Origin of the sequence: Roseateles flavus (assembly GCF_039872765.1) — a bacterium.
GTDB lineage: Bacteria > Pseudomonadota > Gammaproteobacteria > Burkholderiales > Burkholderiaceae_C > Roseateles_B > Roseateles_B flavus.
Map to the genome: position 1 here is coordinate 231,836 of NZ_JBDPZC010000008.1, position 19,485 is coordinate 251,320.

11 protein-coding genes are annotated in these 19,485 nt (G+C 69.8%); 6 read left to right on the top strand and 5 right to left on the bottom strand.

What is annotated here, in order from left to right; all coding sequences use genetic code 11:
- Positions 1-17 precede the first annotated feature (17 nt).
- The gene (locus tag ABDJ40_RS17740; RefSeq protein WP_347611693.1) at positions 18-1,226 is read right to left on the bottom strand and encodes a hypothetical protein; all 1,209 of its coding nucleotides are present in this window, start codon (positions 1,224-1,226) and stop codon (positions 18-20) included.
- Between the two features lie 37 nt (positions 1,227-1,263).
- Here ABDJ40_RS17740 and ABDJ40_RS17745 point away from each other — a divergent pair, with 37 nt between their 5' ends.
- The 3 genes from ABDJ40_RS17745 to ABDJ40_RS17755 are packed head-to-tail and all read left to right on the top strand — an operon-like array spanning position 1,264 to position 4,888.
- Entirely contained in the window at positions 1,264-3,369 is a 2,106-nt protein-coding gene (locus tag ABDJ40_RS17745) for a hypothetical protein (protein WP_347611694.1), read from the top strand.
- Entirely contained in the window at positions 3,366-4,406 is a 1,041-nt protein-coding gene (locus ABDJ40_RS17750; protein ID WP_347611695.1) for an NAD-dependent epimerase/dehydratase family protein, read from the top strand. Before ABDJ40_RS17745 ends, ABDJ40_RS17750 begins: the two co-directional genes overlap by 4 nt.
- The gene (locus ABDJ40_RS17755; RefSeq protein ID WP_347611696.1) at positions 4,403-4,888 is read left to right on the top strand and encodes an SRPBCC family protein; all 486 of its coding nucleotides are present in this window, start codon (positions 4,403-4,405) and stop codon (positions 4,886-4,888) included. The genes ABDJ40_RS17750 and ABDJ40_RS17755 overlap by 4 nt, the downstream gene beginning before the upstream one ends.
- Here the strand turns inward: ABDJ40_RS17755 and ABDJ40_RS17760 are convergent.
- The 4 genes from ABDJ40_RS17760 to ABDJ40_RS17775 form a co-directional block, all read right to left on the bottom strand.
- Positions 4,869-5,222, bottom strand: coding sequence for a hypothetical protein (locus tag ABDJ40_RS17760; protein ID WP_347611698.1), 354 nt, complete (start codon positions 5,220-5,222; stop codon positions 4,869-4,871). The genes ABDJ40_RS17755 and ABDJ40_RS17760 overlap by 20 nt on opposite strands.
- Positions 5,219-5,620, bottom strand: a complete 402-nt coding sequence (locus ABDJ40_RS17765; RefSeq protein ID WP_347611699.1) for a hypothetical protein — start codon at positions 5,618-5,620, stop codon at positions 5,219-5,221. Before ABDJ40_RS17765 ends, ABDJ40_RS17760 begins: the two co-directional genes overlap by 4 nt.
- A gap of 183 nt (positions 5,621-5,803) precedes the next feature.
- Complete coding sequence (locus tag ABDJ40_RS17770; RefSeq protein WP_347611700.1) at positions 5,804-7,798, bottom strand: AAA family ATPase; 1,995 nt, start codon at positions 7,796-7,798, stop codon at positions 5,804-5,806.
- Positions 7,791-8,033: a hypothetical protein gene (locus tag ABDJ40_RS17775; protein ID WP_347611702.1), complete on the bottom strand. Its 243-nt coding sequence runs from the start codon at positions 8,031-8,033 to the stop codon at positions 7,791-7,793. The genes ABDJ40_RS17770 and ABDJ40_RS17775 overlap by 8 nt, the downstream gene beginning before the upstream one ends.
- A 466-nt stretch (positions 8,034-8,499) precedes the next feature.
- On the opposite strand from ABDJ40_RS17775, the gene ABDJ40_RS17780 reads away from it, so the two are divergent.
- From ABDJ40_RS17780 to ABDJ40_RS17790, 3 genes are all read left to right on the top strand, one after another.
- Positions 8,500-9,039 (top strand): GNAT family N-acetyltransferase, encoded by a 540-nt coding sequence (locus ABDJ40_RS17780; protein ID WP_347611703.1) that lies wholly within the window; start codon positions 8,500-8,502, stop codon positions 9,037-9,039.
- Positions 9,040-9,073: 34 nt separating this feature from the next.
- Positions 9,074-9,748: a phage tail protein gene (locus ABDJ40_RS17785; RefSeq protein WP_347611704.1), complete on the top strand. Its 675-nt coding sequence runs from the start codon at positions 9,074-9,076 to the stop codon at positions 9,746-9,748.
- Between the two features lie 393 nt (positions 9,749-10,141).
- Positions 10,142-19,459, top strand: a complete 9,318-nt coding sequence (locus tag ABDJ40_RS17790) for a DUF4347 domain-containing protein (protein ID WP_347611705.1) — start codon at positions 10,142-10,144, stop codon at positions 19,457-19,459.
- Positions 19,460-19,485 lie beyond the last annotated feature (26 nt).

Here is a 19,485-nt window from a genome sequence, read left to right on the forward strand (position 1 = left end):
GGGGAGCTGAACGCGGCTCAGCCCGCCAGGGCCCCATGATGGAACCCCAGCCGCGGATCCCCGCCCGGTGACACCGGCACGAAATCCTGCAGCGCTGGCATGGCCACACGCAGGCGCAGGGTGTTGGCGGGATAGTCGTAAACCGTGATGTGGTTGAGCCCGCGATTGGCGGTGAACAGCAGGCTTTGGTCTGCGGAGAGCTGGCAGGCATAGACCGAGTCCAGCACCGCCCAGCGCGAGATGCGCAGGGCCGACAGGAAGTGCCGCGTCTCGTGCAGCACATTGCCGCGGCTGAGGGCATCGGCAATCTGGGTGCCGACGGCCTTGCGCTGGCCGAGCACCGTCGCCAGGTCAGGGCGCTCGTCGATCATGCGCCAGCCCGCCAGGCGTTCGCGCTCGATCATGACGATGCTCTGGCTGGCGCCATTGCAGAAGATCAGCTCGCCGTCGGACAGCACCACGTCGCTGTTGATGTGGGCCGGGACCTCGCGCCCCGCGGCCCAGTGGCGGAGCACCCGGCCGCTGGCGGCGTCGATCTCGAAGGCGTATTCCTTGAGGAAGGCCATCGCCCATTCATGCCAGTCGCGCCCCTCCTGCGGCAGCACGCGGAAGCTCAGCGCATAGAAGAGGTCCCGCGCGGGATCCGCCGCCACATGCCAGCAAGTGGCAGGCAGCTCCACGCGGCGGGCCTCGCCGGTCTGCAGGTCGTAGATGCCGACCTCGCGGGCCTCGCCCAGCCTGGGATGGTCCATGGAGCCGTACACCAGGTAGCGGCCGGAGGCGCTGCGCTTCAGCGCATGCGGCAGCTTCACGCCGTGGGGCCCGAGCTTCACGCCCTCGGCGAGACGGCGTGCGTCGAAGCGGTAGAAGTGATCACCGATCGCGGTGATGAACTCATGCTCGCTCAGCCACACGGCATGGGTGCTGCCGCGCAGCGAGGTGTCGGTGCTCTCGTAGCTGAGCGTGCTCTGGCGAGCCAGCTCGCGGGAGTCCGTGCCGTCGTAGATCAGCAGATGCTGGCCCGTGTTGCCCAGGAAGCCCAGCGAGCCTCCCGGGTTCAGGCTGATCGCATGTCCGCCGGCGATGCCGTCGAAGTAGGCGATCTTCCAGGCATAGGCATTGTCGGCGGGGTCGAAGAGGAATTGGCACACGCCGGCCAGGCCCTCCAGGCCGTTGAGGCCATTGCCATCCAGCGCGACATGGAATCGGTAGGGGTAGGCTCTCATGCCGCGTTATTATCATTCCATGGCACGCCGCCCCGGCATGATTGACCCTGCGCACACCGTGTGGGTCCACCAGCGCGCCGGCGCATCAGGCCCGACGCTGCTGGATGAGCTGCTGGCCCTCTGCGGCTTCTGGGACAGCCTGGCGGGCCTGCGTGGCCCGGTGGTGATCAAGCCCGACCTCGACGCCTGCGAGCAGGCGCCGCATGCCGGCACTGAGGCCCTGCTGGTGGAGCACCTGATCGACCGCCTGCATGAGCATGGTTTCACTGACGTGGCCGTGGCTGATGCACGCCATGAAGACGACAGCTGGCTGCACAACCGCGACCCCCTGCTCGTGCCCGAGTTGACGGGCTGGCGCTTCAGCACGCCGCAGGGGCGCCCCTACGAGGTGTTTGGCGCTGCGGGCGGCGAGCGTTGGCGGGCCGCGGCCCTGCGCATCGCCTTCGCCAAGAACCGCACGCATGAGGAGCATCACTTCGCGCTCGCGGTCCACAACCTGGCCGGCCTGGCCGCGCCGCGTCGCGGTCTTGTGGAAGACGCCCTGCAGGTGCTGCGCGATGCCCCGCCGCACTGGAGCCTGATCGACGCCGTCACCAGCGCCCACGGCGGTGCCGGCCAGCGCGCGCCGCGTCCGCTGGCGACGCACACCCTGATCGCCAGCCCCAGCGCCCTGCTGGCCGACTGGGCGGGCGCTGCGCGCATGGGGCTGGACCCCTACGCTTCGGCCGTCAATGCCGCAGCCCTGCATGCCTTCGGGCTGCCGCCGCACCGTGTTGAAGGCAGCCTGGCGCCCTATCCGTTGTGGCGCAACGTCCATCCGCTGATGGCGCGCTCGGCACGCCAGCGCCAGGCGGCGGAGGGCGTCGGTGCACTGGCTCCGGCCTGGTTCCAGGCGGTGGACCGCGAGCGCTTCGCCCTGCGCGACTTCTACAGCGACCGGCTCAACGCGCTGCTCGCGCCCCTGGTGGCCCGGGTGGACGACAACCCGCGCGCCTTCTGGACCGTGGTGACGCTGAACCTGCTGCTGGCACGCCTGGGCGGCCTGGTGACGGCACAGCACACCCTGTTCTCCAAGGACCGCCTGCGCCGGCGCGAGGCGCCGTTGCTGATCGACCCCGCCGCCTATTCAGCCGCGGACTATGAAGCCGTGCCCGATGCCATGGCCCCCTACGAGGCCCTGCTGGCCCATCTGCCGCCCGCCCGCAATGGTCTGCGCTGGCGCCATGTGGACGGCGCCATCGTCTTCGGCAACGAGCACGTGGTGCCGGTGCGCTACGAGCAGTGGGTGCGACGGGTCGACATCGCCCGCGGCATCCAGTACATGAACGACTACATCGGCGGCGCGACCGTGGCCGTGCGGCGCGATGGTCGCGGCCGCGTCACGCACCAGGCCGAGCGCAACCTGTACCTGCAGCAGCCAAACTGGATGGTGCTGTTCGGCGGTGAGGTGATCGACGTCGAGAAGCTGCAGTGCATCCGGCGCGCGCCGGGTCGGCAGAGCATCTACTGGCGCACGGTGGCCAGCCCCAATGGCAGCGCCGTGGCCGACGACGGCTGTGTGGAGTTCACCCGGACGCCCGAGGGCCAGGTAAGGGTGCGCGTGGCAGGGCGGCAGCACTTCGCGCTGCCACTGGCGTTCAAGCTCTTCGACATCAACCTGGCGCCCGCTCTGCGCGATCCCATCATCGAAGGGGCCTACACGAGCTTCTTCGAAGGCACGGTGGCGAACCTGCAGGCAGCCTACGAGGGGCGCGACTTCCGCATCGGCCACTACGCTGCAGCCGACAGCCCTCGGCGCGCGCTGCCCCGTCTGCTGGCCACCGCGGCCGCGGCGGTGGCCGAACTGCTGCGCGGCCGGCGGGGCATGGGCGAGCCCGGCGAGCTCGGGACCCTGGGTGATGCAGTGGCCTGGCTGATGGGCACCGGTGCCGGCACCACCGCGCCGCCGACCGGTCCACAGACCCAGGCGACGGATGCTCAGGGCTTCCGCCACTTCAGCCCGCAGCCTGCGGCCAATGACCCGCAGGAGCGCGATGCGGCCTTCGTGGCGGGCATGGCCGCACTGGCGCGTGACGCGCCGGACTTCCTTCAGGGGCTGGCCGACGCGGTGCATCGCGACCTCGACCAGCTGGCGCGCGGATGAAGGCCCCCGCGCTCGTCACCGGGGCGACCGGCATCGTGGGCAATCACATCGTGCGGGCCCTGCTCGAGGAGGGGCATCCCGTGCGCGTCCTGGTGCGCGAGGCCAGCGACCGCCGGGCGCTGGCCGGGCTGGCGGTCCAGGTCTTCGAGGGGGATGTGCTGGACGTCGACTCCGTGCAGCGCGCGGCCACGGGCTGCGACTGGGTGTTTCATGCTGCCGCCGTGTTTGCCTACACCGGCATGGCGGCCGAGGCGCAGGCCGACCTGGCCGTGCGCGGCACGCGCCACGTGCTCCTGGCGGCGCAGCGCGCGGGCGTGGGGCGGGTGGTGGTGACCTCGTCTTCGGTGACGCTGGGCTCCAGCACCGTGCCTCTGGTGCTGGACGAGGATGCCGTCTTCGACGAGCGCGAGCCCTCGGACTATGTGCAGTCCAAGCTGCGGCAGGAGGAGGCGGCCTTCGAGGCGGGCGTCCGCCTGGGCCTGGAGGTGCTGACGGTCAACCCGACCCTGGTCATTGGCGCGCACGACCACCGCCTGGGGCCCAGCAACGCCAATCTCGTCAACTACCTCAACGACCCCTTGCGCTGCACCTTCCTCGGCGGCTGCAATGTGGTGGCTGCGCCCGACGTCGGACAGGCCCATCTCGTCGCGGCCCTGCGGGGCGAGGCGGGCAGGCGCTATGTCGCCGGGAGCGAGAACCTGCGCTGGGAGGCGTTGCATGCCCTCGTGTCCGAGCTGGCCGGCACCTTTGGGCCCACGTTGACGCTGAACCACACGGCCGCCTACCTCGCCGCCGCCGGCATGGAGGCCGCTGCCCGGCTGGCCGGTCGCGCCCCCCAGGTCACGCGGGACGAAGCGCGCATGGCCTGCCGTTTCTACTGGTACCGCCATGAGCGCCTGGCCGCCCTGGGCTGGCGGCCGCGGCCGGCCCGCAAGGCCCTGGCCGAGGCCCTGGCCTGGGTGCTGGCGCGCGGCCATGTTTCCGACGCCGTCACCGCGCGGCTGCGCCTGCTGCCCGAAGTGCGGGCCGCCTCATGAAGCTGATGATGGTGCTGATGCAGCCCGCGGGCCCGCTGCAGCAGGGGCTCCTGGAGCGCAGCTGCGAGCTCGCGCCAGTCCTGCCGCATGTGCAGGCCGCGGAGCTGGTGCGGGACGAGGTCCTGCCCGGCGGCGAGCGCCAGGTCGTGCAGCAATGGCGGGCGCGGGTCGAGGTTCCGGTGCTGCTGCAGCCACACCTCGATCAGGGGCTGCTCGAATGGACATTGACACTGCGCCAGCCGGCCGGCGGCTCCGTGATCCGTTTCCACGCGGCCTCGCGGGCGGTGCAGGTGCCGGGCCGCTGCGAAGGGACGCTGCGCTTCTCGCCGGCCGCAGGTGGACGAGGCACTCGCATCGAGATGGAGCTCGAATTCCCGAACATGGGTGAGGGCCTGCGCCGCATCTTCGGCGAGCTCGTGGCGCGCCACTGGCGGACCCTGCTCGAAGCCGCGGCCGCGCGGCTCAGTTCGCCAGCAGGCTGACGACCGACCAGGCCAGCGCGGCCATGGCGGCCGCCTCGGCGCGGGCTTCGTGCGTCATGTGCAGACCCATGGAGAGGAGGCTGGCGTCCGGGTCGAAGGCGTCATGGTGCAGGCGGCAGCGGCGCTCCTCCAGCACCAGGTGCAGGCAGCTGCCATCGGGCAGACGGCGGCGCCAATGCTCGGCGCTGGCAGGGGCGCCGGAGCTGGCGCGGTAGCGGCCGCTGGCCTTCAGTGCGGCGGCCTCGCGCCGCGTGACGGGGCGCTCGCCATTGCTGCGCGGGGCGTGCGCGAGCACGCGGCGCTCGCTGACACGGTAGTTGGCGCGGTCGTTCACGCCTTGGCCGCAGCGCGCCTGGCGCGGGGGCGATGCGCTGCGGGCGCAGGGCTGGCAGCGGCGCCGGACGCAGCAGCAGGGGGCGTTGAGGCCTTCTCGCGGCTGTGGGCCAGCCGGTCGAACTCGTCGTAGTAGCTGGCGCTCAGGCGCTGAGCCAGGTCGGCATAGACCTGCGTGCTCTGGCGGCCGAAGTCACTCAGCTTGCGGGCCGTGGCGGAGAGCGTGGCCTTGTTGTCCTGCACCTCCTGCAAGGTCTCGGCGGCCAGCGACGAGAACCGGGCGGCCTGGTTGATGTAGACCTGCAGGGCCTCCACGCCCGCATTGAGCAGCTTGACCTCCAGCCGCGCGGCACCGCTCAGTACCTTCTGCAGATCGATGGACGGGGTACGCGTGGCCATGCTGCGCTCCTAGGCAGATAGATGCTGCGAATATAGGATTGCCGCCGTCTCGCAGCAATGACCCCATGGTCGTCCCTGGATCCGACCTGCGGACCGCGGGGGGCGTTCGCGGGCAGGCAAGGGGCGTGCCCGCGAGTGCGATCGCATCAGGGGCTGCGCCTGCTCGTCGCCCGGCCGATGGCCTCATGCGGAGGGCAGCGCTTTCGCAGGGGTGGCGTGCCGCACGCCGCCGCCCACGGAGTGGCCCCGGACCAGGCGCTGCTTGCCGGGCGCCTGCGCCGGCTGTGCCTGCCTGAACTGCGCCAGATGGCGGGCGTAGGGATCCAGCGCATCCTCCGGGCGCTCCAGCGGCAGCTGCACCACCGCGGCGAAGCGCGCGGGGCCGACCTGACCCTGCTCGATCAGTTCGTCCACCAGCGCCAGCAGGGCCTGGCGATGGGCGTGGAGCAGGCCCGTGGCGCGCACATGCTCGGCCTGGAGCAGGGCCTCGATGGAGGCGTTGCTGCTCTCCACATCGGTGCAGAAGTTCTCTTCGCTGTCGCTGGCGACATCACAGCGGCCGATGCGCGGGCCGTGGCCCAGGTGGCGCAGCATGCGGGCCGCCGTCTCGGTGGCCTTGCGCAGATCGCTCTCGGCCCCGCTGGAGCTGAGTTCGGGGCCGAAGACCAGCAGCTCGGCCGCCCGCCCGGCGAGGCTGGTGCAGATGGAGTCCCGCAGATTGCGCCGCGACCAGACCTTGCGCGAGCTGTAGGCGTTGTAGCCGCCCTCGAAGCTGGCCACGTGGATCTTGATCTCCTGCGGCGCACGACCGAAGAGCAGGGCGTGGACCAGGCCATGGCCTGCCTCGTGCACGGCCAGCAGGGCGCGGAAGTCGGCGTTGTTGCGCTGGCGCAGCCGGGAGATCTCGAAGGGCGCGGCGATGGCCTGGGCGCGCGACGCCCATTGCGCGCAGAGCTCGCGACCATTGGCACTGAGCCGCACACGGTCGCCCGGCTCGGCGCCTTGCTCGATGGCCCACAGCGCGGCCTTGCTCAGCCCGGCGCCCAGGATGGCATGCAAGGAGGAGAACAGCGGCCGCGTGCCCTGCGCGGGAAAGACGGCGTTGGCATAGACCTGCTCCCGCACGCTGGCGTCCAGCTCGAAGCGCAGCTGGCAGCGCTCCTCGGCCTCGCGGGCATAGCGGCTGCAGCCTTGCTCGATCAACTGTTCGTAGGCCCGGCGCGAGAGCGAGGGGTAGACCACATGCTCGTTGCCCAGTCGCGCCACCTGCTCGGGTTTGAAGCGTCTGTTGAGCGCCTGCTTGACGTCGATGACGCTGAGCTGGCCCGTCAGCGCATGGAAGACATCGGCATCGCTGTCGCAGTCGTCCACACTGGTGGCGAGGTCCTCGTACATCTCGTCGAGGTTGCCGCAGACGAAGATGAGCAGCCGGCTGTAGTCGGTCTCCCAGCGCTGCTGGCCGCTTTCGCGGAAGGCCTGCAGCCGGTCGTGGATCTGCTCGGGCGTCCAGGCCATGATCTCCAACAGCGGTTCGTCCAGCTTGAGGTTGCGCCGCAGTTCCTGCGCTTCCCAGCTGCGCAGCTTGAAGCGCAGCCGGGCGGCGCCGTCCTCGGGGCGCTCGGCCCGTTCGGCGTCATAGGCCGCCTCGGCGATGGAGGACTCGATGTCGCCCATCAGCGAGAGCGCGGGCGGCAGGCGGCCGTCCGACAGCAGGGCCCAGACGTCCTGGTAGCGCTCGACGCGCATTTCGCCGCGCTTGCCGTCGATGGTGCGGAAGCGCTGGAACTCGTCGAGGGCCAGGATGCCGGGTTCGCCCTCGCGCACGCCGGACTCGGCCAGCATGCCCGAGATGCTCTGTGCGCCGCGGAAGCCCGCGCCATTGGAGAACCCGTCCATCTGGACCTCGACGAAGCGGTCGTAGAAGCCCAGCAGCTGCGCCAGCCGGCGCACGAGCTGTGTCTTGCCGGTGCCGGTGAGGCCCCAGAGGCAGACGATCACGGGTCGCGAGACCAGCTCGGGCATCAGGTACCAGGCCCGCACCGAATCGATGACGCGGTCGATGATGGCGTCGATGCCGAACAGCTCTCGCTTGAGCTGCGCGGCGATCTCGCGGAGCTGGCCATCCTTGTGGGCCAGCAGTTGGCGCAACGAGGCGCTGCTTCGTGGGGATTCACTCATCCCAGTCCTTTCGTCGCAGCAGCACCTGCAGGGCCACGCGGTCGGCACGGCGCTGGGCGCTGCGGCTCTGGATGTGCTGGCCCGCGCCGCGCAGGCCGCGCTGGCCCAGCGCGCGCGCCACAGGGTCGCGTGGGCCGTCACTCTGCTCGAGCAGCAGCGACATGGGTTGTTTCATGCGGCGCAGGGCCTTGACCCGCCCCTCCTGGAGGGCGCGGGAACGGAGTTGTGCACTCATGGCGGTTTCCGAAATGCAAAAGCCCCGGCTCGAAGGCGGCGGGGCTTTGGCTGCCGCGCGGTCTGAGGCCGTATCTGGGTTCAGACACGGTTCAGCCGGGGCTCGGGAACCGTGTTCAGTCGATGGTCGAGAGGAACAGGGAGGACATAGGGGGGATCTCCGTCATGCGGGCGCTGTCGTGGGCGCCTTCAGCAATGGGGGCGAATGATGGGGGCACTGCGAGCCGCCGGGCAAGCGTCATGGGGCGATCGCGTTGCAGTCTGCCAACAGGGCTTTCCGGGCGGGACCCATTGCCGGCGCCCACGCCCGGCGGATTCGCAAGTGATGCCGGCTTGGGCAGGCGCAGGCACATCAGCCCCGTGGGTCTGAGGAAGAATGGCACAACGCCTACAGGGAGTGGCCGGCGCGGGATGTCGATCCCGCCCGCACCTCGCCGCCGGCGATGCAGACGTCACCGGAGGCATGGATGTGGCCAGGCATTGTTCTCGACAGCTCGAATTCCGATCCTGGCAATGAGTCCGCCCTGCAGGGCATTGCGCTGCGCGGGTGCACGCCAGCGGACCTGCCTTTCCTGGAGGCGCTCTATGCCTCGACGCGCGAGGCCGAGCTGGCCCGGACCGGGTGGCCCGAGGCACGTTGCCGGCAGTTTGTCGAACAGCAGTTTGCCCTGCAGCACAGCTATTACCAGACGCACTTCGCAGAGGCGCAGTTCCTGCTTCTGCACCGCAATGGCCAGGCCATCGGCCGGCTCTACTGGTGGGAGGGCGCGCACCGGGCGGTGCTGGTGGACGTGATCCTGCTGCCGCAGGAGAGAGGCCGCGGTGTGGGGAGCGCCTTGCTGCGGCTCCTGGTGGACCGGGCCGAGTCGCGGGGCCTGGACATCGAGCTCCACGTCGAAACGAACAATCCTGCGCTGCGCCTGTACCGGCGCTTTGGTTTCGAGACTCTGGGGGACAACGGCATCCACGCCAAGCTGCGCCGTTGCTGCCCTCAGGCGACCTGCTGAAAGACGCATTTTCAACCTGAAGGAGACTGACATCATGAGTGAACCGTTCCTCGGTGAGATCCGCATGGTCGGATTCAATTTCGCCCCCGTGGGCTGGGCCCCCTGCGATGGCCGCCTGCTGCCCATTGCACAGAATTCGGCGCTGTTCGCCCTGCTGGGCACCACCTATGGCGGCGATGGCGTCAGCAACTTCGGCCTGCCGGACCTGCGCGGCCGGGCCGCCGTGGGCATGGGCAACGGGCCTGGTCTCACGCCCATCGTCCAGGGCGAGCGCAGTGGCAACGAGTCCGTCACGCTGACCAACGGGCAGCTGCCCCAGCACACGCACCCGGCTTCCTTCGCCGGGCAGGCCAGCGGGGTATCCGGATCGCTGAGCACCTCGGTGAGCGTGGACGTCGGTACCAGCACGGCCAACCCCATGGTGCCGCCCACCACGGGTGCCACCACCTTCCTGTCGGCGGCCACAGGCAAGGTGGGCCTGAACAACGTGGTCTTCAACGGGCTCTACACGAGCACCGCCCCGGACGCGACCAAGGCACAGCTGGGCGGCATCACCGCGTCGACCAATGCGGGCGCCTTGTCCTCCACAGCCGCAGGGACCGTGACGGTGGGGCCGGCGGGGAGCAGTCTGCCGGTCCCCCTTCGCAACCCCTACCTGGGCAGCAACTACATCATCGCCCTGGAAGGCATCTTCCCCTCGCGGCCCTGAGTGCCGGCGCCGGATCGCGCGGCAGGGCAGGCGCCCTGTGTCGAAAAAGACACGCGACCGTCCGGCGCCGATCGGTGCTCGCAAGCCGTCTGCTTAGCGCATCCGGGCGAGGGCTGACGTCATGCCCGGGCGTCAAGAGGGCCTCATGTGTCGATTACTTCCGGCTGGGGACAACTTCTGGGGCCCTGGACGGGGAGTTCTCCTGCGCGCCGGGCCTGCGCAGAGGGGGCGGGCGCCTGGCTGGACAGGAATTGCCAGGCCCCGCTTGATCGGGATCTAGGTAGGATGGCACCGCAAGCCCTGACCCCCGGGGCTTGCGGTGCCGACAGTAGTGCTAAAGCCCAGCGTGTCTCCCTTGGAGGCCCCGACCTGGACGGACAAGTGGAGACAGTCATGCGGATCTTCAGGCAGCTCAAGCAGCAGCTCACCCCTGGACGTGCCAGTCCGCAACCCCAGACCGCTTCCACGGCGGCGCCGACACCCCTGTTGATGGCCCTGGAGCCGCGCGTCATGTTCGACGCTGCGGCCCTGAGCACCGCGGTGGAGGTGACGGCCGTGCACCGCGAGCCTGTGCATGTGACTGAAGCCGACCCCGCGCTGCTGCGGCATTTCGGGCCGGCGGCGGCTGCAGAGCCCGCCTCCCGTGAGGTGGTCTTCCTCTCTGGTCAGGTGGATGACGCGGCCACCCTGCGTCAGGCTGCGCGGCCGGGGGTGGAGGTCGTGAACCTGGACCCCTCGCGCAACGGTCTGGATCAGATCGCCGACTACCTGGCCCAACACAATGGCGTGACGGCGGTGCACATCGTCTCGCATGGTCGGGACGGCGCCGTGTCGCTCGGCAATCTCTGGCTGGACAGCAGCAACCTGCCCAACTACGCCCCCACGCTGGCGCGCATCGGCAGTGCCATGGCGCCAGGCGGGGACCTGCTGCTGTATGGCTGCAATGTGGCCGCCGACGCGCAGGGCCGGGACTTTGTCCAGCAGCTGGCGCAGGCGACCGGTCGTGACGTGGCCGCCTCGGACGATGCCACGGGGGCCCGCCGCTCCGGCGGGGACTGGGCCTTGGAGGTGCGGGCGGGGAGCGTCGAGGCGGCCGTCGCCTTCGGCGGACAGGCCCTGGGCGCCTATCAAGGCCTGCTCGCCGTTTCCAGCGAGAACTTCGACAGCGTCGGCCTGATCTACCAGCCCGGCGTGACCAGCGTCAACGTGGGCACCTGGACCTTCAGCTCCGCGTCCAGCAACGACTTTGTCACCCCGGACTCCAGCGACCAGGCCTTCAACACCAATCTGGACGGCGGCGGCAGCGATCGGACCTTCGTCTGGAACTATGGCGGCAACTCCATCTCCAACTTCACCATGAAGTCGGCCGATGGCACGGACTTCAAGCTCAACTCCTTCGTGCTGGGCTCCTCCGCCGGCGCGACCTCGGTGACGGTCAGCGCCTACCGAGACGGGAACCTCGTGGTCAGCGGCGAAGTCGTGAACCTGACGACCGGGGACTCCGCGGGCCACATCACCTACAACTTCTACGGCACGACGGCCGGGGGCAGCTACGGGCAGCTGGTCTTCGACAGCCTCTATGCCAATGTGGACGAGATCCGCTTCAGCTGGTCCGGCGCGGTCACGCCCGAGATCGATGACATCAGCATCTCCGCCGCCGTGGTCTCGGCCAGTGTCACCAGTGCCACCTATGACGCCAGCACCGGCGTCCTGGCCGTCACCGGCGCCAACATGGTCGGCGGGGACACCATCGATCCCAGCAAGCTCACGCTGACCGGCCAGGGCGGCGCCACCTACACCCTCACCTCGGCCAGCACCACGGCCAGCAGCAGCACGGCCTTCTCGGTCACGCTCAACGCCGCCGACCGGCTGGCCATCAATGGCCTGCTCAACAAGAACGGCAGCAGCGCCGTGGGCGGCACCACCTTCAACCTGGCCGCCGCCGCGAACTGGGACTCCACCGCCAGTGCGCCAGCCGATCTCACCGGCAATGGCGTGACGGTCAGCAACGTCACCGCCCCCACCATCACCTCGGCCACCTATGACGCCAACACCCATGTGCTCACCGTCACGGGCACCAATATGGTGGGCGTGTCCGGGGCGAACAACGACATCACGGTGTCCAAGCTCACGCTCGTGGGAGAAGGCGGCAGCAGCTACACGCTGACCTCGTCCAATGTCGAGGTGAGCTCCGCCACCAGCTTCGCGGTCACGCTCAACGCGACGGATCGTGCCCAGGTGGAGATGATGCTCAACCGCAATGGCACGGCGTCCACCGGCGGCACGACCTACAACCTGCAGGCCGCCGACGACTGGAACAGCGTCGTGACGGGCGGCGACATCTCTGACGCCACCAATGGCGTGACCGTGAGCAATGTGGCGGTGCCTGCCATCACCAGCGCCAGCTACAACAGCACGAGTGGGCAGTTGGTGATCACGGGCACCGGCTTCCTGTCGCTGAGCGGGGCGGCCAACGACATCGTCGCCAGCAAGCTCACGCTGACGGGCGAAGGCGGCGCCACCTATACGCTCACCGATACCGCCGATGTGGACCTCAGCTCCGGCACCAGCGCCACCCTGACCCTGAGCGCCACCGACAAGGCCGGCGTCAACGCCCTGCTGAACAAGAACGGCAGCGCCTCGACCGACAGCACCACCTACAACCTGGGCGCTGCCGAGGACTGGAACGCCGGTGCTGAGGCTGCCGTCGTGATCGCCGACCTGACGGGCAACGGCGTCACGGTGAGCGGCTACAACAGCACGCCGCAGACGGGCAGCCTGCAGGGTGATTCGGTCGCCTGGGCGGGCGTGGGCGGCACGGTGGGCCTGGATGCAGGCGGCAATGCCACGGTGCTGGACGCCGAGTTCGCCGCCCTCAACGGCGGCCTGGGTGACTGGGCCGGTGGCAGCTTGACGGTGCAGCGCCAGGGCACGGCCTGGTCCGCGGACACCCTGGGCTTCAACGCGGCCGGCTTCACGGTCAGCGGCGGCAATCTGCAGTCCGGTGGCCTGACCTTCGCCACCTTCACCAATTCGGGCGGCGTGCTGAGCATCAGCTTCACCAGCTCCGGGACCGCGGCCACCAATGCCCTGGTGCAGGCCGTGCTGCGTGGCATCACCTACCGCAATGACACGCCGGCCGGGAACGAGACGGTGCGCTTCACGCTGTCCGATGGCACGAGCAGCGCCACGGCGGATGTCGCCGTGACCAGCAGCAGCATCTACGTGACCAACACCACGGACACCGGCACGGCCGACCTGAGCAATGGCGTGAGCTTCAGCGAGGCCATGGCCATCGCCAACGCGCAGTCGGGCACGGACACCCTGGTGCTGTCCAGCAGCTTCACCGGGGCGATGACGCTGGCCGGCAGCCTGTCGGTCAGTGACAACGCCACGGTCGACGCCAACCTGGGCAACGGCTTCAACCTGAGCGGCAGCACGCTCACGCTGGACCCGGGCAAGACGCTGACGATCTCCAATGGCGCGGGCAAGACCGCCACGATCTCCAGCCAGCTGGCCGGTTCGGGCACCCTGGGCAAGAGCGGCGCCGGGACCCTGGTGCTGGGCAACACCGGCAACTTCGCCGGCATGAGCGGCGACATCACCGTGGGAGGCGGCACGCTGAGCATCTCGGACGTCAACCACCTGTCCTCCGGCACGCTGACGCTGGATGGCGCCACCCTGGCCGACACCAACAGCGCTGCCCATACCGTCTCGAACGCCGTGGTGGTGGGCAGCAGCGGCGCCGTCTTCAACAAGACCGGCAGCGGCACCCTGACCCTGTCGGGATCGCTCAATGGCGGCGGCTCGATCACCAACACGGCCGCCGCGCTCAACCACACCGGGGGCGGTACGCTGACCCTGGACGGCGCCACAGTGGAAAGCGCCACGGGCGGCAGCCAGATCACCCTGGGCAGCCAGGTGGTGATCGGCAGTGGCGGGGCCACCTTCAACACCGTGTCCGGGGACATCAATCTCAAGGGCAATGTCAGCGGATCGGGTGCCATCACCAAGAATGGCTCGAGCTATTTCCTGTCCCTGTTCGGCACCAACTCGCAGAGCGGCACGCAGACCATCAATGCCGGCTACCTGGTGGCCAACGGCTCGACCACGGCGCTGGGGACGGGCCAGATCGTGCTGGGCAGCGGGGCCTCGCTGGGCTTCATCTCCGTCGGGACGATGACGGCCAGCAACGACATCGTGCTGGCCGGCAACGCCACGGTCATCAACGGGGTGGCGGGCAACTGCATCATCACCTTCAGCGGCAACATCACCGAGAGCGGCGGGAGCCGCAACCTGGCCATCACGCCCAACTCCGGGCCCAACAGCCGGATGATCTTCACGGGGACCAACACCTACACGGGGACGAGCACCCTCAGCGGCGGGGTGGTGGAAGTCAACAATGGCGGCAACCTGGGTTCGGGGGCGCTGACCCTGTCCAGCACCACCCTGCAGATCGACGGCAGCAGCGTGACGCTGAGCCAGGACATCAACCTCAGTGGCTCGTCGACCATCAGCAATGCCAATGACGTTGCCTTGTCCGGGGTCATGGCGGGGAGTGGCTCCCTGGCCAAGACGGGCGCCGGCACGCTGACGCTCTCGGGCACCAACACCAACACCGGGGCCATCACGGTGTCGGCCGGCACCCTGGCGCTCAGCGGTGGTGCGGCGGTGGCCAACAGCACGGCCGTGACGGTGGCCAGCGGCGCCACCCTGGCGCTCAATGCCAGCGAAACCATCGGCTCCCTGGCCGGTGCCGGCGCGGTGTCCCTGGGGGCCAGCACGCTGACCACCAGCGGCAACGCCAGCACCACCTTCTCCGGCGCCCTCAGCGGCACCGGCGGGCTCACCAAGCAGGGCAGCGGCACGCTGACCCTCTCCGGCACCAACACCTACACCGGCAGCACGACCCTGAGCGCGGGCGCTCTGACCCTGAGTGGTGGGGCCGCGCTGTCTGACAGTTCGGCCCTGGCCATGAGCGCGGGCAGCGTGCTGAACCTGTCTGCCAGCGAGACCATCGGCTCGCTGGCGGGCACGGGTACCGTCAACCTGGGCGCCAACACGCTCAGCGCAGGCGGCGACAACACCAGCACCAGCTTCAGCGGCGCCGTGGGCGGCACCGGGGGCCTCACCAAGCAGGGCAGCGGCACGCTGACCCTGAACGGCACCAACACCTTTACCGGCGCCACCACCGTCTCCGCTGGCGAACTCGCGCTGAGCGGAGGCGCCGCCCTGGCCGACGGCTCCGACGTGAGCGTGGCCAGTGGCGCCCTGCTGACCCTGGCCAGTGCCGAGACCATCGCTTCCCTGGCGGGGGCCGGCACCGTGGCCCTGGGGGCCAACACCCTGACCACCAGCGGCAGCACCAGCACCACGTTCTTGGGCGCCATCAATGGCACAGGCGGGCTCACCAAGCAGGGCAGTGGTGCCTTGACGCTCTCGGGCACCAATGGCTACACCGGCGCCACCACCCTCAGCGGGGGATCGCTGTGGGTCAATGGCAGCGTCAGCAGCGCCGTGCAGGCCGCCAGCGGGACCACCCTGGGCGGCAGCGGCACCATCACCGGCAATGTGACCGTGAACAGTGGTGCGACGCTGGCGCCAGGAGCCAATGCCGTCGGCACCCTGACCATCCAGGGCGACCTGGCCTTGTCCGGCACCTTGAATGCCGAGCTGGCGGGCACCACGCCGGGCACGCAGTATGACCAGGTCGTCGTCAACGGCACCGTGGACCTGGGCGGGGTGGGCGGCGTGACGCTCAGCTCCAGCGGCGGCTTCACCGGCAGCGGCACCTTCGTGCTCATCGTCAACGATGGGGCGGACACCTTCGTGAACCCGGGCAGCACGGCCGAGGGCGGCAGCGTCAGCTTCGGTTCCAGCACCTTCTTGCTGACCTACGCCGGGGACAGCAGCGGCCCGGCCATGAGCGGTGGCAACGACCTCGTGGTGGGCGGCAACGTCGCGCCCGTGATCGGCGGACTGGGCGGTGACAGCGTGTCCTACACCGAGGACGGCGCGGCCGTCCGGCTCGACGCCGGGCAGAACGCCACCGTGGTGGATGGCGACAGTGCCGACTTCAACGGCGGCACCCTGCGCGCCGCCATCGTGACCAACCGGGTCGCGGGCGAGGACCTCCTGTCCATCGTGCACCAGGGCAATGGCGCCGGCCAGATCGGCGTGTCGGGCAGCCAGGTCAGCTATGGGGGCGTGCTCATCGGCACCTTCACCGGCGGCAGCGGCACCAATGACCTGGTCGTGACCTTCAACAGCAATGCCACGCCCGCCGCCGTGCAGGCTCTGATGCGCGACATCGCCTACCGCAACGGCAACAGCGTGGATCCCAGCACGGCAAGCCGGACGGTGCGCGTGACCCTGGACGACGGCGACGGCGGCACCAGCAGCGACGCGGACGTCACCGTGGCCGTCGTGCCGGTCAATGACGCACCGACCCTCAGCGCCGGCGCAGGGACCGTGACCTTCAACGAGGGCGACTCCCCCGTGGGCCTGTTCAGCGGGGCCTCCATCAGCACCGTGGAAGCCGGACAGAGCATCGTGCAGTTCACCCTGACGGTCAGCCAGCTGAAAGACGGGGCGAGCGAGTTGCTGGGGATCGATGGCAGCTCGGTGGCCCTGACCCATGGCAATGCCCTGACGACGGCCGGCAATGGCCTGAACGTCACGGTGAGCGTGTCGGGCGACACCGCCACCGTCACCTTCACGAAGCCGGCCGGGCTCAGCACGGCTGCGGCGCAGGGCCTGATCAATGGCCTGAGCTACCGCAATGACAGCGGCGAGCCCACTGCCGGCAGCCGCGTCGTGACCCTTACCAGCCTTCAGGACAGCGGCGGCACGGCCAGCGGTGGCGCGGACACCGGCAGCCTGTCCATTGCCACGACCGTGAACGTGGTGGCGGTCAGTGCTGCGCCGGTGCTGGTCACGACCGGCGGCAGCGCGACCTTCATCGAAGGCGCGAACACCGCCAGCGTGCCCGTTGTCGTGGACGGCGGCCTCCTGGTCAGCGACAGCGACAGCGCCACCCTGGCCAGCGCCACCGTGCGCATCAGCGGCAATTTCCGCAGCGCCGAGGACGTGCTGGCCTTTGCCAACACCAGTGCCAGCAGCTTCGGCAACATCAGCGGCAGCTACGACAGCGGCAGCGGGGTGCTGACCCTCAGCTCGGCAGGGTCCACCGCGACCCTGGCCCAGTGGCAGGCGGCCTTGCGCGCCGTGACCTATGCGAATACCTCGGAGGCGCCGGACACCGGCACCCGCACGGTGAGCTTCAGCGTCAACGACGGCGGCTTGAGCAGCGCAGCGGCAACCCGGCTCATCAGCATGGCCGCGGCCAACGACAGTCCCGTCAACAGCGTCCCCGCGCTCACCCAGCACGTGAACCAGGGGGGGCAGCTGGTGTTCGGCAGCGCCCACGGCAATCCGATCAGCATCGGTGATGTCGACGCGGGCGCAGGGCTGGAGCAGGTCACGCTCACCGTCACCCACGGCACGCTCACGCTGTCCAGCCTGGGCGGCCTGAGCTTTGTCTCGGGCACCGGGACCGGCGACGCCAGCATGACTTTCCAGGGCACCGTGGCGGACATCAACGCCGCGCTCAACGGCCTGCGTTTCGAGCCCACGACGGGCTACAGCGGCGCCGCGAGCCTGCAGATCAGCACCAGCGACCTGGGCAACAGCGGCGCGGGCGGTGCCGGGACAGACGTGGACAGCGTGACCCTGAGCATCGACCCGGTGCACCCGGTCGTCACCGGCGTCAGCTCGTCCGCGGCCGATGGCCATTACAAGATCGGCGACACCCTCACCCTCACCGTCACCTTCGATCAGGCGGTCACCGTCGACACGGCGGGCGGCACGCCGACGCTGCGTCTGGAGACCGGCGCCATCGATCGCAATGCCGTCTATGCGTCCGGTTCCGGCACCCGGACCCTCAGCTTCACCTACACGGTTCAGGCGGGTGATCTCAGTGCCGACCTGGATTACGCCTCGACTGCGGCCCTGGCCCTCAACGGTGCCAGCATCCGTGGGGCGACCCTTCTGGATGCGGCGCTGACGCTGCCCGCCACCGGCAGCGCCGAGGCGCTGGCCGGCCAGAAGGCGCTGGTGATCGACGGGCTGGCGCCCGAGATCGTGAAGGTCGATGCACCGACCAACGGCACCTACGTGGCAGGCCAGACGCTGGACTTCACGGTGCAGTTCAACGACGCCGTCACCGTGGACACGGCGGGCGGCACGCCGCGCATCGCCATCACGCTGGATTCGGGCGGGACGGTCTATGCCGACTACCTGGCCGGATCGGGCGGCGCCACGCTGACCTTCCGGCATGTGGTGCGCAGCGGCGAGCTCGACAGCACGGGCCTTGCGCTGGGATCTCGCATCGAGCTCCAAGGCGCGTCGCTGCGCGACGGCTCAGGCAACGAGGCCGCGCTGACGCTCCAGGGCGTGGCAGCGACCGCCGGGGTCAGGATCGATGCCGTGGACCCGGCGGTGGACAGCTTCACCCGCCTGGACCCCTCGCCCACCGACGCTTCCTCGGTCCGCTATTCGCTGGTGTTCACGGAAGCCGTGACGGGCCTGGGCGTCGAGGATCTCTCGCTGGTGAGCAGCGGCTCGGCCGCGGGCCGAATTGAGTCGATCACCCAGGTGGACGCGCGCACCTACACCGTGCTGCTGAGCGGCGTCTCCGGCACGGGCGAGCTGTCCCTGCGGCTCAATGCGCCGGGCAGCGACATTGCGGACGCCGCGGGCAATGCCCTGGCCACCGGGGGGCTGTCCCAGACCTATCAGCGGAGCCCCGCGGTCACGCCCCCGCCCATGGTCGAGGTACCGGTGCCGGCTCCGACGCCTGCGCCCGCCCCCGATCCCGGCCGGTGGACGCCGCCGCTGACCTTCCAGTCCGACGGGCCGGTGCGTTCAGCCGACCTGCCGACCCTGCCGCCCGCGCCGCAACTGTCGTCACAGCCGACCTTGCAGCTGAGCGTGCAGCCGCCGCTGCAGTCCGCCCTCGATTCGGCGGCGGGCATCCCCGCCACTCCGTCCGGCCAGCCCAGCCAGGCTTCGTCGCCTGGCCTGGTGAACCTCGCGTCTGGCAGCCCGGCCATGCCCACGTCCGTCACTTCGCTCGCTTCGCCAACGGACGCCCGTCCCAGCTTCGTGGAGCTGGGCACGGCAGGCGGGCAGGGCTTGCGGTCGATGCCGGACATCGGTGACTTCGCGGTGCGGGCCGGGCAGCCCATCAGCATCATGCTGCCCGCCTCCACCTTCAGCCATTCGGATAGCAAGGAGCAGGTCACCGTCGAGATCCGCCTGGCGGATGGCCGGCCCCTGCCCAGCTGGCTGAAGTTCGATCCGGTGAAGGGCACCCTCAGCGGGCAGGCGCCTGCCGGCTTGAATCAGCGCCTCAGCATCGAGGTGATCGCCCGCGACAGCAAGGGGAACCGGGTCAGCTCGCACATGGACATCGACGTCAAGGCCGCCGGGAGGCCCAATGCCTTCCTGTGGGCCCCTGACGGGCCGCAGTCTGAGCTTGCCGACCTCGGCACACTGCAGGACCTGCTGGCCCAGGCCCGTGAGCAGGCGCCCGCGCCGCAAGGGCGTGCCGCGCTGGCCGACCAGTTCGAACGCCATGGCAGCGCTGCCCTGAAGGCTGAACGCCAGGCCTGGATCCAGCACCTCAAGGCCGCCGCGCAGCGCGCTTGATCACATCGAAGAAATTCCTAGGAGAA